Source organism: Mycobacterium sp. (assembly GCF_029961025.1).
GTDB lineage: Bacteria > Actinomycetota > Actinomycetes > Mycobacteriales > Mycobacteriaceae > Mycobacterium.
Genome location: NZ_JASBVP010000007.1, coordinates 48,878 through 64,724 on the forward strand (window position 1 = coordinate 48,878; position 15,847 = coordinate 64,724).

The window sequence follows — 15,847 nt, forward strand, 5'->3', positions numbered from 1 at the left end:
CCGACACCTGACCGGTCGCACCAAAGTGACCAACGCTTGCCGAATACCGATGGCGGGCTGCTCGTCGCCTCACGCGACATGGGGCCGCTGGCACCGAGTAGCCGGTAAATGCGTCACCTTTGGGCGCCATTGGCTGCAAGAGATGAGCGACCGGGTGCGGGAGGTGCGGTCACCGCTCACCCCTCAGCAAGTGAATCGTGGCTGGCGCGAACGTCCTTCATGCGTTTGTCGAGCCGTAGCGGATGCTCGGCGCCGTCGCCGTTAACCCCCACGAATCGCGACGACGTTCAGCGGCCCGGGGCGGCGGTCGGCAGGCCGGCTGCGGCCGCGGTCGTCAGGAGACGTTCGTCGTAGGTGACGAACGCGGTCAACTGGGTGCCGAACACCGCGCCCGCGGTCGCGAGATGGATCGCGTCCAGCGACCGTAGTGCGGGGTCTGGATAAGCGGCGGCGGCGGCGCGGACCACCTCGTCGATCTCGTAGCGCGCTACGCGAGCCACGATCGCGGGCACATCGGCGAGCAGCGAGGGCTCCACCCGGCGCAACGCGCGGGGGAGTTCAACCTCGATCAGCGCCGATGACACCCACGGCGCCGGTGTGTGTGCGTCAAGCCAGTCGGCGAGGGTATGGCTTTCCGGTTCGCGCCGGATCAGTTTCATCAGGGCCGACGTGTCGAGGTACAGCATCAATAGCGCTCGGTGTCGCGCAGCTCGCGCAGCAGCTGGCCGGCCTCCTGATCGGTGCGCACCGGCCCGGATGGACGTGGCGCCGGTCCGCTGAGGGTGGCGGGATGAAGCCTTCCCGCGCTGATCATCTCGGCCAGGGGATTCTCCCGGGCCGGGACCAGCCGGGCCACGACGACTCCACGTTCGGTGATGTCGATCTGCTCGCCGCGTTTGACCCGGGCGAGCACTCCGGCAGTATTTTGGTTCAGCTCACGCACCGGCACCTCGGACATGCCAGCCACTGTACTACGTGTTTGTAGTACGCAGGCGGCTGGTGCGTGCTCAGCGCGTGGCCGCTGGGTGGCCTCGCGTTGACGCCTACGCCAGCAGCGCCAGCGTCCCGGTAACGGCTCAATTCGTGTCGCCGGTGAACAGGGCCACCGCCGCGGTGAATCCGTGCAGCGCGTTGCGGCCCGCGACGGTACCGATCTCCCCGGCGGCGAAGAAGGCGCCATGGGCCTGGTGCGTAGGCCCCAGCTGCGGTCGGCGTGCCCGCCGGCCAGATCGGAAAGCATGCGGGAGGTATTGGCGAAGCGGACATCGCCGCTGCAGCAAGCCACAGCGTGCCCAAGCGCTTGTGCCACATGAGTTTTGCCCACGCCGATAACTGGCTGGCCGTAACGGATGACCGACTCGCCGGAGTCATGCCAGCGCAGCACGGCCAGGCCGCGCAGCACCGCGGCGGGCGGCTTCGGGTTGGCGGAAAAGTCAAAGTCTTCGAAGGTGGCCTGGGCCTCAAATTTCGCGCGCGGTGCAATCGCCTTGTTAGGGCGGCTGATTCGCGCCGGGAGATCTCGTCTTCGCATAGTGCTTGCAGGAATTCAAGGTGGCCCAAATCGCCCAGGCGGGCCTGGGCCAGCCGGGCGTCGAGGGTGTCGAGCATTCCCGACAGTTTCAGGGTGCGTCATGCATTGCGCAACGCGGGGCCACCGAATGGAAAGGGGATCAGATGATGCCGTCGGAACCAGCGGTGCCGAACTGCTCGGGGCCGCACAGCAACGCCGTGGTCGCGGCGCCGCTGGTGGGCTGGTCGGCGTGTTGGGTGCCGACGGTCAGGATGCCCTTGATGGTCCGATACGCCGGGTCGCCGACCTGAAACGCGCGAGTGCAGGCGGCCTCAAGCCGCTCACAGCCGTACTTGCCACGCAGACCGAGCACTGCTTGCACCGAACGCAGGCGGTGTCGCGTTGTCGCGCATGAATTCAGCGATCACCGCCTCGCAGGAGGGGCCGACCAGCTCGGCGGTGTGCCGGCACCAGGTGGGGGTGCGCATCGCGAAGGCGATTTTCTCCGGCGGGCAGTGGGCGAAGTCGGCGAACCGCCCGGACCGGCGAACGCGACGGCGAGGCCATCGGTGCGGGCCGGACGACCCGGGTGATCAACCAGCGGCTGCGCCGTGCGCTCGAGCACCGCCATCCCACGTGCGCGGGTGCCTGGCTGTGTGGCCACTAGCGGTCTGTACGCGCACTACATCTGGCACTGGGACGGCGGTCTGACCGAGTTATTCAAGGTCAGGTGTTGGGACTCTACACCCTTTGCGCCGATACGCGATACGCCCGCGTTTCGGTGAGCAGCCCCACGTTGTCATCCGGCGACGACATGGTCAGGGCCTCTGGTGCCCGAAGATGACCGCGGCCGGCCACCTGTGGTGCGACGTCGCCACCGCGGGCAGAACCCAGCCGACCAGCTCACCGACGAACGCAGCCATGACCTCAGGCGTGAGAATTTTCTTACAGCTATCCAGGCATGTAAGTAGGACAGTTACACTTTCCGAATGACCGAGATTTTTCGGGTCATCCCTGATGAATTGCGGACAGCCGGCGCCGGTTGGAATGCGCAAGTGTTCGAGCTGCACGCCGCGCCGCCGCAGCTGGAGCTGCCCTCCCCCTGGCCCACCATGCTCGCCTCCGCTGCGGTGACTGGCGCGGCCCAGGCCGCGACCGCCGACCTGCACACCCGTATCTCCACCACCGCCGGGGCCACGCAGGTCGCGGCCACCGGATACGACGCCAATGAGGCGGATGCGGTGGGCGTGATCAAAAATGTGATCGCGACGATCCCCGACGCGATCCGGGAGAGCACGTGATTCCCACCCAGTCCGCGGTGCGCGCCTATGACGTGTCGTATTTGACCGAGCATGCCGCCCACTGGCGCGAGCTGGCGGAGCGCCGCCGCAATGTGGCAGGCGCGATCCAGGCGCAAGCCGACTCGCTGGACTGGCAGGGGCAGGCCGATGAGGCGATGCGTGCCGCGATGGCGCGGCATCTGCGCACCGCCGAGGAGGAGGCCGGGCTGCTCGATGCCGCCGCCGGCACCGCCGAAAACGGGGCCAGCGTGCTGCACCAGCAGCAGCAGTCCGTCCTGTCCGCGGTGGAGCAGGCCCGCCAGTCCGGGTTCGTGGTCGGCGAGGACTGGTCGGCCACCGACGCGATGTATCCGCCCGGATCGACGGCCTGGTACGCCCGGTTACCCACCGCCCAGGCCATCACCGCGGAGCTGCGCGCCCAGGCGGGCGCGTTCGCCGCGCAGGAGTATCAAACCGCCACCGATATCGTCACCTCCGCCGGTGACCTGGGCGGCGAGGGCGCCGTCCGCGGCCACATCCAGGCGGTTGATCACCACTTCAAAACCGACGGACCCGCACCACAGCCAAGTCTGCCGCCGAATCCAATTGGCCAGTTAGAGCAGGCGATTACGGCACCACCAGCACCCCCCTCCGTCGCACCGCCTCTCATGCCAGCCAGCCCGCCGCCGCGACCGCCGCAGATGGGACCAGCCCCGCCTCCGGTCTCCGGCCCGGACGCGCCGCCAGAGGCGAACCCGACAATAGGTGGCTTTTTGGGGACTGCCGTCCCCGGCTGCCTGGCGGGCGCTGGAGATGGTGGATTGTTGACTTCGCTATTTCCCCCCTTGGAGGTCTTGGGTGTGCCCGGAGGCTGCATCGCCGGTGGGATCGTCGCAGGAGGTGGCTATCTCGGCGGTATCTGGGTCGACAACATGCTGAACGGAAACGGCTGATGACGAATACGACAAATATTGCCAATTCCCGGGTCGCAGTGTCCTATGGCTCAGTGTTTCTCTACTCTGCTGTTGTATTTTTTTGGGAGTCGCTTCGCCCGTCGGCAGACCCGTACCTGCGGGGTGCGTCGGTGATCGCTTCGGTGGTCTGCCTCATCAACGGTTATAAGGCGATCACTCGCCGACACGAGCCGCGCCCCGCGCCCACCACACGTTATCCGCGCGCAACGATAGCGACCAGCCTCTTTCCCCTCGGCTTAGCCGGCGGCGCCTTGTGGTACTTCACCCGGTCAGGCGACTTCTACTATCTGCTTATTGCGCCTCCGCTTCTCGCTCTAGGTATGTGGGGAGTCGTTGTGGGATTGAGGAAACTCAAGTGGAGCCAGCCATGACGTATGTAGCCAGTGACGAAACCACATCGTCGTCGCTGCCGGAGCTGCCCGAAGGGATGCGTTGGGTGGTGCTGGTCGACAAGCGCCGGATCGCGGTCATGCTGCTGCACAACGAGATGCCGGTCGCTTCGGCAATCGAGAGCCTGGAGCGAGACACTGAACTCGACTATGAACATCAGCCAGTCGAGGCGGTGGAACGCGTGTGCAGGCGGCTGGCTGCCGAGGTGTCGCATCAATGGGGTTTCCTTCGTGCGCTTCAACAGAAACTTGGGGCAGGTATTGACGTGCGAATGAAGATAGTGGATTGGAACCGGTGAGCTCTGCTGCCAGCACCATATGGGGGTAGTTTCCCGAACTGGTCACTAACTTAGTGTTGGTCTGCCCGTATCACCATCGGTTGCACTACCGGGGCGTCATTACTATCGCCGGACCCGCTGACGATCTGATCGTCACCGAGAGCTGCGGTCGACGGCTCAGCGCAGGGTTGCTCGCACGTCCGCCGACGCTTTCGCCGCCCGCTGCGCCCCCATGGGCCGGGCCCCGGCGAGCGCGCCGACTGGTGGTGGTATGAGCCCTTCCAGCCGCAGCCGCCACCACCAACCAACTAGGTTGGCTACCCGAGCCGGTCATTACCGGCACTGGCCCTGAGCCCAGACCGGGTGACCGGTCGAACCCACGCCGGTGGGGGCAGCGATCTGCGGATCGTTCATCTAGGTCTAGGGCCACGTTGAGCAAGCCCAGAGTTCGTTGACGGAGACGCTCGCCGCGGTGAAAAGTCGCTCAGAGGCGGGCATTTCGCATGGTGGTTCGACACCGTGACCGGTGGGACGGATCGTGACCAACGCGCGCCGCGACGGATGGGGTTGAAGCCCTCGCTGCGGGCCGGCTGGAGTGAGCTGGCCGGTCCGCTGCGCCCGGGCGACGGCCATACCCTCCCGAGGGCGCGGGAGGACCAGCCTGTAGACTTTAGAAGTTCTTCAATTTCGATATGTTATTTTTCTTGTCGGCGTGGTAGGTGGTGCAGGGAGTGGGAGGCTGGCGGTGTCGGTCCCGCTGTATCAGGCGAAAGCGGAGTTCTTCCGGATACTGGGGCATCCGGCGCGGATCCGGGTGCTGGAGCTGCTGGCCAATGGGCCGCGATCGGTGCGGGACATGCTGGCGGTGATCGATATCGAGCCATCAAGCCTGTCGCAGCAGTTGGGGGTGTTGCGCCGCTCGGGGATCGTGACCGCGACACGCACGGGCAACACGGTGAAGTATGCGCTGGCCTGTGGGGACATGGCGGAGTTGATGGGCGCGGCCCGGCGAATCTTGACTGAGCTGCTGTCCGGGCAGAATGAGCTGCTCGCCGAGTTGCGGACCGAGCAGCCCGACGAGATCGGCGCCGGGGTCAGCCGGAGCACGGTGTCGTGATCGGGTTGTGGCGCAAGATCCGTGCTACGGGTCGAGTGGCCGAGCCGGCCCCGCCGCGGCCGGCCGGGACCGGCCCGGGGCGGGCGGGCGAGCTGAGCGGGTCGCTGCAGCTGCGGCATGTGGACGCCGGCTCATGCAACGGCTGTGAGATCGAGATTGCGTCGGCGTTCGGGCCGGTCTATGACGCCGAACGCTACGGTGCCCGGTTGGTGGCCTCGCCACGGCATGCCGATGCGCTGCTGGTGACCGGGCCGGTGACCCGCAACATGGAGGTGGCGCTGCGCCGCACCTATGAGGCGGTGCCCCAGCCGCGGCTGGTGGTGGCCTGCGGGGACTGCGCCCTCAACTGCGGAGTGTTCGCCGGCGGGTACGGGGTGGCCGGTGCGGTCTCCGACGTCGTGCCGGTGGACGTGCAGGTGCCGGGCTGCCCGCCACCGCCGGAGGCGATCGTCGCCGCGCTGCGGGGGGTGACCGGCCGATGAAGCGTTGCCCTGCCAGGTCCCACGCTGCCGGGGGACGTCGGCGGTGAGCGTTGCCGGGTCGGCGTTCGGCACGGCGCTGGGGTTAAGCGTGCTCGCGGTGGCCGCCGGGCTGGCGGTGCCGACTCGCCGCCGGCCGATGCTGGTGGGCGTCGGGACTGCGGGCGCCGGGCTGGCCGCGGTGGTGGCCGGGGCGGCCGCGATGGGTGGGTCGTCGTTCGGCGCATGGCTTCCGGATCTGCTGCCGCTGGCCGGGGTGCGGTTGGCGCTGGACCCGCTCGGCGGGCTGTTCGTGGCGGTCACCGGCGCGGTCGCGGTGTGTGCGGCGGTGTACGGCATCGGCTACGTGCGGCCGAGCGGGCATGGTGCGCACGGCGACGGCCGGGTGATGCAGGCGACGCTGCCGCTGTTCGTGGCCGCGATGCTGCTGGTGCCGGTGGCAGCGAGTGTGAGCACGTTGCTGGTGGCGTGGGAGCTGATGGCGCTGACCTCGCTGCTTCTGGTGCTGGCTGAGCATCGGCGTCGAGCCGCGGTCGGCGAGGCCGGGCGCTGGTATGCGGTGATGACGCACCTGGGGCTATTGGCGATCCTGGCCGGGCTGGTGGGTTTCGCCGCGGCCGCGCACGGCGAGTCGTTCCCGCAGTTGCGGGCCGCCGCAGGCGGAATGTCACCGGCCATGAAGGGTGCGGTGTTCGCGGCGACGCTGCTCGGGTTCGCATCCAAGGCCGGGGTGGTGCCGCTGCACGTGTGGCTGCCCCGGGCGCATCCGGAGGCGCCCAGCCATGTCTCGGCGTTGATGAGCGCGGCGATGGTGAACCTCGGGGTGTACGGAGTGTGGCGGGTGGGCCTGGACCTGCTGGGTGGCGGGTCGCGGTGGTGGTGGCTGGCGGTGCTGACCGCGGGTGCGGTCTCGGCGCTGTACGGGATCTTGCAGGCCGTGGTGGCCGTCGACCTCAAACGGCTGCTCGCGTACTCGACCACCGAGAACATGGGCCTGGTCTTGATCGGCGTCGGCGCGGGCGGGTACTTCGCCGCGTCCGGAAACCGGCTGCTGGCCGGGCTGGCGCTGACCGCGGGGCTGTTGCATCTGGTCAATCACGCGGCGTTCAAGACGGTGCTGTTCTGCTCGGCCGGGTCGGTGCTGCGCGCCACCGGCAGCCGCAACCTGGACGCACTCGGTGGGCTGCGGCCGCGGATGCCCGTGACCACGGCGTTGTTCGCGGTCGGCGCCCTGGGCGCGTCGGCACTGCCGCCGGGCAACGGCTTCGTCAGCGAGTGGCTGCTGCTGCAAAGCCTGATCCATGCGCTGCCGACGACGGCGACGGCGACCGCGGTGGCGATGCCGCTCGCGGTGGCCGTGGTGGCGTTGACCGCCGGGCTGGCGGTGGCGACGTTCGTGAAGGCGTTCGGGGTGGGGTTTCTGGCCCGCCCGCGCAGCACCGCCGCCGAACAGGCGGTGGAGAGCCCGTCCTCGATGCTGACCGGGGCCGGCCTGGCCGCGGCCGGATGCGTCGTGCTGGCGATCGCGCCGGCGGCGGTGCTCCCGAAGCTGTCCCGGGTGGCCTCCACGGCGTTCGGGTCGGCCGCCGTGGAGGCGGTGCACGGACCGGTGACCCTGCGGCTGACCGGTTATCCGGGCAGCATGTCGCCGCTGCTGATCACGGTCGCGCTGCTGGCCGCGGCCGTCGGCGCGCTGGCCGGTGTCCGGGTGCTCGCGGCGCGGCGGGCCCGGCGGGTGGCCCGGCTGTGGGACTGCGGAGCCGGTCCCATGTCGGCGCGGATGGAGTACACCGCCACGTCGTTCGCCGAACCGCTGCAGCGGGTCTTTGACGATGTGCTCGCGCCGGAGACCGACGTCGACGTCACCCCGACCACCGAGTCGGCATACCTGGTCGAGCGCGTCCAGTTTCAGGCCAGGGTGCCCGACCGGATCGAACATCGCCTCTATGAGCCGGTGCTGTCGGCGTCCCACGCGGTCGGTGAGGCCGCCCGCGGCCTGGCCAACGGCAGCGTGCACCGCTATCTGGGCTACGGGTTCTTCGCGTTCACCGGGTTGCTGATCGTGCTCGCGGTGATCCGATGACCGCGGCCGGTGCGCTCGGCTCCGCCGCGCAGGTTGCCCTCGTCGGCGGCGGTTCGCCGCTGCTGGTGGGGCTGATGCGTCAGGTGCGCGCCCGGTTGGAGGGACGCGCCGGGGCCGGCGTGGCGCAGCCCTGGCGCGACCTGCGCAAACTGCTGCGCAAGGAGCCGATCACCCCGGAGGGCACCGGATGGGTCTTCCGCGCCGCGCCGCTGCTGCTGACCGCGACCGTTCTGGTCGTTGCCGCGGTCGTGCCCTTCGCCACCACCTCCTCGCCCCTGGACCCGGTCGCGGACCTGATCGCGGTGGCCGCGGTGCTGGCGCTGGGCACGGTGGCGCTCGCGGTGGCCGGGCTGGACACCGGCACCGCGTTCGGTGGCATGGGCGCCAGCCGCGAGATGACCGTGATGTCGCTGGTGGAGCCGACGATCCTGCTGTCGGTGTTCGCGCTGTCGGTGCGGGTCGGCTCGACGAACCTCGCCGCCATCGTCGGCGCCACCGTGCACGACCCACGCGCGGTGATCTCCCCGGCGAGCCTGCTCGCCGCGGTCGCGCTGGCGGTGGTGACCATAGCCGAGGCCGGACGGCTGCCGGTGGACAACCCGTCCACCCACCTCGAGCTGACGATGATCCACGAGGCGATGATTCTCGAGTACGCCGGCCCCGATCTCGCGTTGGTGGAGTGGGCCTCGGCGATGCGCCTGGGCGTGCTGCTCGGGTTGCTGGTCAGCCTGTTCGCGCCGTGGGGAATCGTGACCGGCGCCGGGCTGGCCGCGATCCCGTTGGCGCTGGTCGTGTTCGCGGCCAAGGTGGCCACGCTCGGCGTCGGCCTCGCCGCCGGTGAGGTGTTCCTGGCCAAGCTGCGGCTGTTCCGGGTGCCGGAGCTGCTGGCCGGCTCGTTCCTGCTCGCGCTGCTGGCCGTGGCCGCATCCTTCTTCCTGGGCTGAGACGGATATGAACGAGACGACCTACGTGCAACTGCTCGACCTGACATGCGGGGTGTTCCTGCTGGCCGCGGTGCTGATCCTGTGGCGCCGGCGGCTGTCGGCGATCGTGCGGCTGTTCGCGCTCCAGGGCACGGCGCTGGCCGGGCTGGTCGCGGTGCTCGCCGTGGACCAGCACGACGCCGAGCTCGGCGCCGTCGCGGTCGGGATCCTGCTGCTGCGCGGGGTGCTGCTGCCCCTGGTCGTCCGACGCGCTCTGGAGGCCTCCGGGGAGGCGCGGGAGACCCAGCCGCTGGTCAACGTCGCCGCATCGCTGGTCGCGGCGGCGCTGCTCGCGCTGCTCGCCTACACCGTCACCCGGCCGGTGGTGCGGCTCTCGCCGTCACCGGCCGCCTCCGCGGTGCCGGTCGCGGTGACCGTGGTGCTGCTCGGGTTCTTCGTGCTGGTCACCCGCCACCGCGCGCTCTCGCAGCTGGCCGGGTTCCTGTTGCTGGACAACGGCATCACCGCGACCGCGTTCCTCACCACCGCTGGGGTTCCGATGGTCGTCGAGCTCGGCGTCTCCTTCGACGTGGTGCTGGCCGTGCTTGTGCTGCAGGTGCTCACCGGCCGGATGCGCGCCGTGTTTGGCAGCACCGACCTGGACGAACTGCGGGAGCTGCGCGACTGATGACCCTCCTTGTTCTGGTACCGATCGTGCTGCCCGCGCTGGCCGGGCTGGCCTACGCGGCGCTGGGCTGGCAGCGGCGCACCGCGTGGCTCGGCGCGCTGGCCGCCGCGGGCGTGCTCGCCAGCGGCATCGCGCTGGCCGTTGTCGTCACCCGGACCCAGCCGCGCACCGGGCTCGGCGGGCTGCTGCGCGCCGACGCCCTGTCGGCCTACATGGTCATCGTGATCGGCGCCATCGCCGTGCTGGCGATGGCCGCCAGCCCCGCCTACCTGGCCGGGGAGCTCTCCTTGGGGCACAACGACGCCCGCGCCACCCGCCGCTACGGGATGTTCACCCAGGCCTTCATCGCCGCGATGAACACCGCCGTGCTCGCCGCCAGCCTGGGCGTGCTGTGGGCCGCGATCGAGGCCACCACGATCTTCACGGCGTTCCTGGTCGGGCACCGGCACACCCGCAACTCGGTCGAGGCCGCGTGGAAATACGTGGTGGTTTGCTCGGTCGGCATCGCGCTGGCCTTCCTCGGCATCGTGCTGCTCAACTACGCGGCCGTGCACACCGGGCTGCCCGCCCCCCACGCGATGGACTGGACCAGCCTGACCGCCGGCGCGCACGCGCTCGATCCCGGCGTGACCCGCATCGCGGTCGCCCTGCTCGTGCTCGGCTTCGGCACCAAGACCGGGCTGGTGCCGATGCACGCCTGGCTTCCCGATGCCCACAGCCAGGCGCCCGCCCCGGTCTCCGCGCTGATGTCCGGGGTGCTGCTCTCGGTGGCGTTCTACGCCATCCTGCGGGTCAAGGTCATCTCCGACGCCGCGCTCGGCGGCGGTTTCGCCCGCACCCTGCTGCTCATCGTCGCGCTCGCCTCGATCACGCTCGCCGCGGCGCTGCTGCTGGCCCAACGCGACTACAAACGCATGCTGGCCTACCACAGCATCGAGCACATGGGCCTGATCGCCCTGGGCGCCGCGGCCGGGAGCCAGCTCGCGATCGCCGCCGTGCTCTTGCACATTCTCGGGCACGGACTCGCCAAGGCGGTGCTGTTCCTCAGCTCCGGGCACCTGCACCAGGCCCTGGGCAGCAGCCACATTCATGCCGTGCGCGACCTCGCCGGGCGGGCGCCGCTGCTCGCCGGCACCTTCGGTGTGGGCCTGCTCGCGTTGCTCGGCCTGCCCCCGTTCAGCCTGTTCGCCAGCGAATTGGGCATGTTCCGCGCCGGCTTCGCCGCGGGCTTGGGCTGGGCGGTCACCCTCGCCTTGGCATCCATGCTGGTGATCTTCGCCGCGGTCGCCGCGCACGCCGGCGACATGTTGCTCGGCTCGCACGAGCGGCCTCCGACCGCGACAGCGGGGCCGCTGCGGCTTCCCGGCACCGCCGCGGCCGCGCTGATCGCCGGGCTGGGCGTGTGCGCCGTCCTGGGGATAACCGCGTGGCCGCTGCGGGCACTGCTGCACGTCGCCGCCCTCGCCGCTGGAGGAACCTGACATGACCACGATCGCCGGCACCCACCGCAGCGTGATCGAACTCGGGCCCGAGCAGCTGTCCGCCACCGCCGGGCAGCTGCTCGCCGACGGCTATCGCCTCGCCCTGGTCGCCGCGCAGCACGACGACGGCGATGCGCTGCGCGTGGTGTACCTGCTCACCAGCGGCCCGCCCGACTCACGCATCGAACTGCACATCCGCCTGGACCCACACCGGCCGCAACTCCCCAGCCTCGCCGCGCTGTCGTTCCCCGCCAGCAGGTTCGAACGCGAAATGCACGACCTGTACGGCGTCATCCCGCTCGACCACCCGCAACCCCGCCGACTCGTCCGCCACCACCACTGGCCCCGCGGCTGGTACCCGATGCGGGCCGACACCGGCCCGCCACCCGAATTCGGCGACCCCGAAGGCCCCTACCCCTTCCTCACCGTGGAAGGCCCCGGCGTCTACGAAATCCCCGTCGGACCCGTCCACGCCGGCCTCATCGAACCCGGCCACTTCCGCTTCTCCGTCGTCGGCGAAACCATCCTCAAACTCAAAGCCCGCCTCTGGTTCGTCCACAAAGGCGTCGAAAGACTCTTCCAGAGCCGCGACATCGCCGACGCACTGGCCCTGGCCGAACGGGTCAGCGGCGACACGACCGTCGGCCACGCGCTCGCCTACTGCCTTGCCGTCGAAGATGCCACCGGCTGGCCGGTGCCCCCACAGGCCCAGCGCAAACGCGCGATCCTCCTCGAACTCGAACGGCTCTACAACCACACCACTGACATCGGCGCACTCTGCAACGACGTCGGCCACGGCATCCTGCACGCGCACGCCCTGCGCATTCGCGAACAACTGCTCCGCCTCAACGCCGAAATTACCGGCCACCGGCTGCTTCGCGGCGGCGTGATCCCCGGCGGCGCCCACCTGCGCACCCTGCCCGACACCGGCCGCCTGCGCGCCATCGCTGCCGACATTGCCGAGATCGTCCACCTCGCCCTCGGCCACAGCGTCGTCACCGACCGCTTCACCGCCACCGCCATCCTCAGCCGTGACGCTGCCCGCGACCTCGGCACACTCGGCTACGTGGCCCGCGCCAGCGGCCTGCCCGTCGACGCCCGCCACCAACACCCGTTCCACGATGGCGGAGGCGCGTTCACCCCCGTCACCCGCGACACCGGCGACGTCCTGGCCCGATTCCTCGTCCGTGCCGACGAAATCGCCGCCTCCGCCGCGCTGATCACGGCGCTGACGCCCACCGTCACCGCCGGCACCACCCGCACCGAACCCCCGACCGGAGCCACGGCCCGCGCCGTCTCCGGCGTCGGCATCGTCGAAGGATGGCGCGGCACCATCACCCACCGTGTCGAACTCGCTTTCGACCACACCCTCACCCGGAACAAGATCGTCGACCCGTCCTTCTTCAACTGGCCCGCCCTGCCCATCGCCCTCAGCGGAGCCATCGTCCCCGACTTTCCCCTCGTCAACAAAAGCTTCAACCTCTCCTACGCCGGCAACGACCTCTAGGTCTATGGGTAGGTCTATGGGACCCGCCGCCGGTCCGGGTGGGCCGTCCGAAGCGGGTCGGCATGCAGCGGCGTCATAGCTGGCCACGGGCGAGGCGAGTACATCGGTCTCCGGTGGCCGCCGTCAGGCTCGCCGGGACGACCCCTTGGTGCCGAAAATCGCTCAGAGGCGGGCATTTCGGTATCGTGATTCGTCATCGTGACCGGTGTGACAGCCGTGACGCACCCGCCACGACAACGGCCTTGTCGGATTCGAGCCGGCCGCGCTCACGGGTCGGGTTCGCTCGTCAGGGTGTCGATGTGGTAATGGCTGGCGGTCCACGGCGGGGAGCCGGGGGTGGGGGTCAGCGTGACCGTTATCAGAGATTTTCCGGCGGTGAAAGACCCTGCTACCAGGTGGATGTCGTCAAGCCAGCGGTGGGTGCCGTTGCTGCGCGGCTGAAGCCAGGTTCCGGCGGGTAGCCCGTCTATGGCAATGTCGGCCGATTGAAAGCCGTTTAGTTGGTCCGACGTGCGCCGTACCAGGACACCGTGGTTACCGGGGTCGACGCGGACCTGGAAGGTGATCGCAGATCCGGTGGTGCGGACCAGCCCGGCGACCATGCGGGTGTCGTCGGCGCCCTCGTACTCGCTGAGCAGTAATTCGTCGGCGGCGTCGGCGTCGGTGTAGCCGTGCAGGATTCGACTGAGCGGATCGGCGGGGTAGACATCATCGGTGGCCGCGACGGTGTCGCTGGGCTGGGTGTAGAGGAATGCGGTTGAGCTGTAGTCGGGTTGGACCATGTTGCGTTTGCCGTGCTCGATGCCGAATCGGATTGCCGAGTGGTAACCGATGGCGTCGGTGAGCATGAGCCGGTAGGCGGCGACACAATAGCCGGCACACCCACCGGCGGCCGTGCGTTGATCCGGCTGGCCGGTGAGCGGGGCGCTATAGCGGCTGCCGTTGTTGAAATACCAGCCGCCCTCGTAGAGGTCTTCGGTGCCGGTCCCGTACCACTGGGGGGATGCCGAGCCGTCGGTGTAGACCCGTTCGGCTCCTTCGAGAAAGTACGGGGCGTCTTCCATAAACGCCGTTTTGATCGCAGCGCCGCTCATGGTGTGGTTGACGCCGACGAACTTGCCATGGCCGTGCTCGTCGGCGAACAACCAGTCTTGGCCGGGGGTCGTGGGCCCGGCGTGCGAGCGGGCGGTGAAGTAGCCGGCGCGGCCGCTGGCCAGTGCGGGTGCCCATTGAGGATCGGGTGTGGTCACGACGTCGCTGCTGATTCCCGCTAGGAGATCTCCGGTTGTGTTGAGCAGTGTGAGGCGGGCTGTTCGGGCGAAAGGCATTGGCCACCAAGCTGATAACGCCACCGCTCCGCCGGGCTGGGGGATCGTGGCGAACATCAGCGCACGCACAGTGGTAAGGCCCAGCCCGGCGCCGAAGAATTCCCCCAGGGGCGAGTCGACCGTGGTTCGGCCGTCGAACTCGATCACCAGGCGCACCCCGCCCAGAAGTTGATCCCCCGATTTCGGCAGCCACAGGTGCAGCGCCGAAATGCTGCCCGGGCCGGTGGATTCCGCGATCGTCTGCGCGGTGTTAGCCGGCAGCGCGACAGCACGATCGGTATGCGTTGCCCAGGGTGCGGAGGGTTTAGGGTCGACGGTGCCCGCGGCGCGCAGAGTGGCGAGGACGTCGAGCGCGGGGTCGGAGCGCGAGAAGGTGGTGACGCCGTCGGCGGTCGAAAACTGGCGATAGTCGACGTGGTAGTACTCCAGGTTCGAGGTGACGCTGATCCGCATCGACCGTCGGTACGGCATCGGCACCTTGATGTACACGCCGCCCGGCGATTGCGCCGCGTTGGCCACCAGGGGCCACACGAACGGTGCCCCCAGCACACCATCGACCACCGATTGCAGCGGCGCGTCTACCACCGGATGCCCGTCCAGCTCGATGAGGATCCTTCCGATCGCGCGCACGTCGCCGCGGTCGCGGGTGAACCAGATCGAGTCGACCTCGCCGGCTCCGCGATCCTGCGCGACGACACAGCCGGCACCGCCGGGCGCCAGACAGCCACCGGTGCCGTTGCGGTTACCGGTGGACAGGTCGAAATCCCCGCCGCCGCGGTCAAAGCTGGACACCTCCAGACTTTGGGTGTCGGCGCTCAGATACGGCAGCCGATCCAATCGGCGGAAGGTCTCCCAGCCCACCAACGGCAAACCGGGGTGTGTGAGCACCGGTTCGGCGGGCGCAGCGGCCGCACCGGCAGCACCGGCAAGCCCCGGCAGCAGCACGATCATCGCAACGAGTGCCCGAACAGCCAGCGGCATAGCACCCCAGGCTACGGTTTAAGGGCAACGGCCCGCCCCGGGAGCGTCCCAGGTCGGTTATCGGCCGGGGAGCCCGCCGATCCCGAGGGTCGGGCAGCGCCATCGCGATCTTTACGGGGGCGAGCTGGTGAGCTATTGGCGGAGCGCGGCCGAGGACGAGGCGATGCAGGACGAGCACCGCTTCGTCTGGAAAGCGATGCTGGACACCATCGATGTGGACCTCGCCGGGAAGCGGGTGCTCGACGTTGGCTGCAACCGGGGAGGTTTTCTGCGCCTGCTCGCCGACGACTGCGGGATCAGCGAGGGCTTCGGCTACGACCCTGCGGCGGGCGCGATCGGCGACGCGCGCCGCCTGGCGGGCACGCGCCCGTTGCGGTTCGAGACCGCCGCAACCCCGCCCGCGGGGTGGGGCGGCTTCGATGTGGCGTTTAGCCATGAGGTGCTCTACCTGCTGGACGATCTGCCGGGGCACGCGACGTCCGTTTTCCGGGTCCTCAAGCCCGGCGGGGTGTATTACGCCGTCATGGGTGTGCACGCCGCCAGCCCCCTGATGGCTGCCTGGCATGCGGAAAATGCCGGGGAGATGGGCCTGCCCGAGCTGTATGACCTTGATCGGGTGGCCGGGTGGTTCTCCGAGGCTGGGTTTCAGGTTGCCGCCGCTCGGCTGCGCATCCGCTTTGTCCCGATCGCCGCGCGGGATCTCGGCACGGGTGGAGTGCTCGACTGGCTCGACTACTACGGCAACCAGAAGATCATGTTCCGCTTCGGCCGGCCCGAGCCGGTGGGCCGCAACCACGCCACCGGCTGAGCGCCGGATGAACTTACCGGG

The 15,847-nt window shown here is 69.3% G+C and carries 14 protein-coding genes and 3 pseudogenes; 12 read left to right on the plus strand and 5 right to left on the minus strand.

Annotation, left to right across the window (positions count from 1 at the left end; translation table 11 throughout):
- Positions 1-287: 287 nt before the first annotated feature.
- From QJR12_RS09885 to QJR12_RS09900, 4 genes and pseudogenes are all read right to left on the minus strand, one after another.
- Entirely contained in the window at positions 288-686 is a 399-nt protein-coding gene (locus tag QJR12_RS09885; RefSeq protein WP_300581391.1) for a type II toxin-antitoxin system VapC family toxin, read from the minus strand.
- The gene (locus tag QJR12_RS09890; RefSeq protein ID WP_300582398.1) at positions 686-958 is read right to left on the minus strand and encodes a type II toxin-antitoxin system prevent-host-death family antitoxin; all 273 of its coding nucleotides are present in this window, start codon (positions 956-958) and stop codon (positions 686-688) included. The genes QJR12_RS09885 and QJR12_RS09890 overlap by 1 nt, the downstream gene beginning before the upstream one ends.
- Before the next feature lie 219 nt (positions 959-1,177).
- Positions 1,178-1,608, minus strand: a pseudogene (locus tag QJR12_RS09895) (ATP-binding protein); the annotation flags it as partial.
- Positions 1,609-1,670: 62 nt separating this feature from the next.
- Positions 1,671-2,058 (minus strand): annotated as a pseudogene (locus QJR12_RS09900) (IS21 family transposase); the annotation flags it as partial.
- 441 nt (positions 2,059-2,499) lie between these two features.
- Here QJR12_RS09900 and QJR12_RS09905 point away from each other — a divergent pair.
- From QJR12_RS09905 to QJR12_RS09955, 11 genes and pseudogenes are all read left to right on the plus strand, one after another.
- Entirely contained in the window at positions 2,500-2,811 is a 312-nt protein-coding gene (locus tag QJR12_RS09905) for a hypothetical protein (RefSeq protein WP_300581393.1), read from the plus strand.
- Positions 2,808-3,743 carry a hypothetical protein gene (locus QJR12_RS09910; RefSeq protein ID WP_300581395.1) on the plus strand — a complete coding sequence of 312 codons (936 nt, stop codon included), beginning with the start codon at positions 2,808-2,810 and terminating at the stop codon, positions 3,741-3,743. The genes QJR12_RS09905 and QJR12_RS09910 overlap by 4 nt, the downstream gene beginning before the upstream one ends.
- A 388-nt stretch (positions 3,744-4,131) precedes the next feature.
- Positions 4,132-4,452 carry a hypothetical protein gene (locus QJR12_RS09915; RefSeq protein WP_300581398.1) on the plus strand — a complete coding sequence of 107 codons (321 nt, stop codon included), beginning with the start codon at positions 4,132-4,134 and terminating at the stop codon, positions 4,450-4,452.
- Between the two features lie 41 nt (positions 4,453-4,493).
- Positions 4,494-4,743: pseudogene (locus QJR12_RS09920) on the plus strand (hypothetical protein); the annotation flags it as partial.
- A 433-nt stretch (positions 4,744-5,176) separates the two neighbouring features.
- A complete protein-coding gene (locus tag QJR12_RS09925) occupies positions 5,177-5,548 on the plus strand; it encodes a metalloregulator ArsR/SmtB family transcription factor (RefSeq protein ID WP_300581400.1) in 372 nt (123 codons plus the stop codon).
- Complete coding sequence (gene nuoB, locus QJR12_RS09930) at positions 5,548-6,030, plus strand: NADH-quinone oxidoreductase subunit NuoB (RefSeq protein WP_300582400.1); 483 nt, start codon at positions 5,548-5,550, stop codon at positions 6,028-6,030. Before QJR12_RS09925 ends, nuoB begins: the two co-directional genes overlap by 1 nt.
- A gap of 43 nt (positions 6,031-6,073) precedes the next feature.
- A complete protein-coding gene (locus QJR12_RS09935) occupies positions 6,074-8,110 on the plus strand; it encodes a proton-conducting transporter membrane subunit (protein ID WP_300581403.1) in 2,037 nt (678 codons plus the stop codon).
- Entirely contained in the window at positions 8,107-9,054 is a 948-nt protein-coding gene (locus QJR12_RS09940) for an NADH-quinone oxidoreductase subunit H (RefSeq protein WP_300581405.1), read from the plus strand. Before QJR12_RS09935 ends, QJR12_RS09940 begins: the two co-directional genes overlap by 4 nt.
- 7 nt (positions 9,055-9,061) lie before the next feature.
- Positions 9,062-9,721 carry a hypothetical protein gene (locus QJR12_RS09945; RefSeq protein ID WP_300581408.1) on the plus strand — a complete coding sequence of 220 codons (660 nt, stop codon included), beginning with the start codon at positions 9,062-9,064 and terminating at the stop codon, positions 9,719-9,721.
- The gene (locus QJR12_RS09950) at positions 9,721-11,202 is read left to right on the plus strand and encodes a proton-conducting transporter membrane subunit (RefSeq protein WP_300581411.1); all 1,482 of its coding nucleotides are present in this window, start codon (positions 9,721-9,723) and stop codon (positions 11,200-11,202) included. Before QJR12_RS09945 ends, QJR12_RS09950 begins: the two co-directional genes overlap by 1 nt.
- A gap of 1 nt (position 11,203) precedes the next feature.
- Positions 11,204-12,709, plus strand: coding sequence for an NADH-quinone oxidoreductase subunit C (locus tag QJR12_RS09955; RefSeq protein WP_300581413.1), 1,506 nt, complete (start codon positions 11,204-11,206; stop codon positions 12,707-12,709).
- 266 nt (positions 12,710-12,975) lie between these two features.
- On the opposite strand, the gene QJR12_RS09960 is transcribed toward QJR12_RS09955, so the two are convergent.
- Positions 12,976-15,018 carry a glycoside hydrolase family 172 protein gene (locus QJR12_RS09960; protein ID WP_300581416.1) on the minus strand — a complete coding sequence of 681 codons (2,043 nt, stop codon included), beginning with the start codon at positions 15,016-15,018 and terminating at the stop codon, positions 12,976-12,978.
- A 127-nt stretch (positions 15,019-15,145) separates the two neighbouring features.
- On the opposite strand from QJR12_RS09960, the gene QJR12_RS09965 reads away from it, so the two are divergent.
- A complete protein-coding gene (locus QJR12_RS09965) occupies positions 15,146-15,826 on the plus strand; it encodes a class I SAM-dependent methyltransferase (RefSeq protein WP_300581418.1) in 681 nt (226 codons plus the stop codon).
- Positions 15,827-15,847 lie beyond the last annotated feature (21 nt).

Excerpts from the sequence above, each read along its gene's own strand:
- QJR12_RS09945 (WP_300581408.1), top strand. The coding sequence starts at position 9,062 with ATGAACGAGACGACCTACGTGCAACTGCTCGACCTGACATGCGGGGTG.
- QJR12_RS09960 (WP_300581416.1), bottom strand. The coding sequence starts at position 15,018 with ATGCCGCTGGCTGTTCGGGCACTCGTTGCGATGATCGTGCTGCTGCCG.
- QJR12_RS09915 (WP_300581398.1), top strand. The coding sequence starts at position 4,132 with ATGACGTATGTAGCCAGTGACGAAACCACATCGTCGTCGCTGCCGGAG.
- QJR12_RS09955 (WP_300581413.1), top strand. The coding sequence starts at position 11,204 with ATGACCACGATCGCCGGCACCCACCGCAGCGTGATCGAACTCGGGCCC.
- QJR12_RS09885 (WP_300581391.1), bottom strand. The coding sequence starts at position 686 with ATGCTGTACCTCGACACGTCGGCCCTGATGAAACTGATCCGGCGCGAA.
- QJR12_RS09940 (WP_300581405.1), top strand. The coding sequence starts at position 8,107 with ATGACCGCGGCCGGTGCGCTCGGCTCCGCCGCGCAGGTTGCCCTCGTC.
- QJR12_RS09950 (WP_300581411.1), top strand. The coding sequence starts at position 9,721 with ATGACCCTCCTTGTTCTGGTACCGATCGTGCTGCCCGCGCTGGCCGGG.
- QJR12_RS09905 (WP_300581393.1), top strand. The coding sequence starts at position 2,500 with ATGACCGAGATTTTTCGGGTCATCCCTGATGAATTGCGGACAGCCGGC.
- QJR12_RS09890 (WP_300582398.1), bottom strand. The coding sequence starts at position 958 with ATGTCCGAGGTGCCGGTGCGTGAGCTGAACCAAAATACTGCCGGAGTG.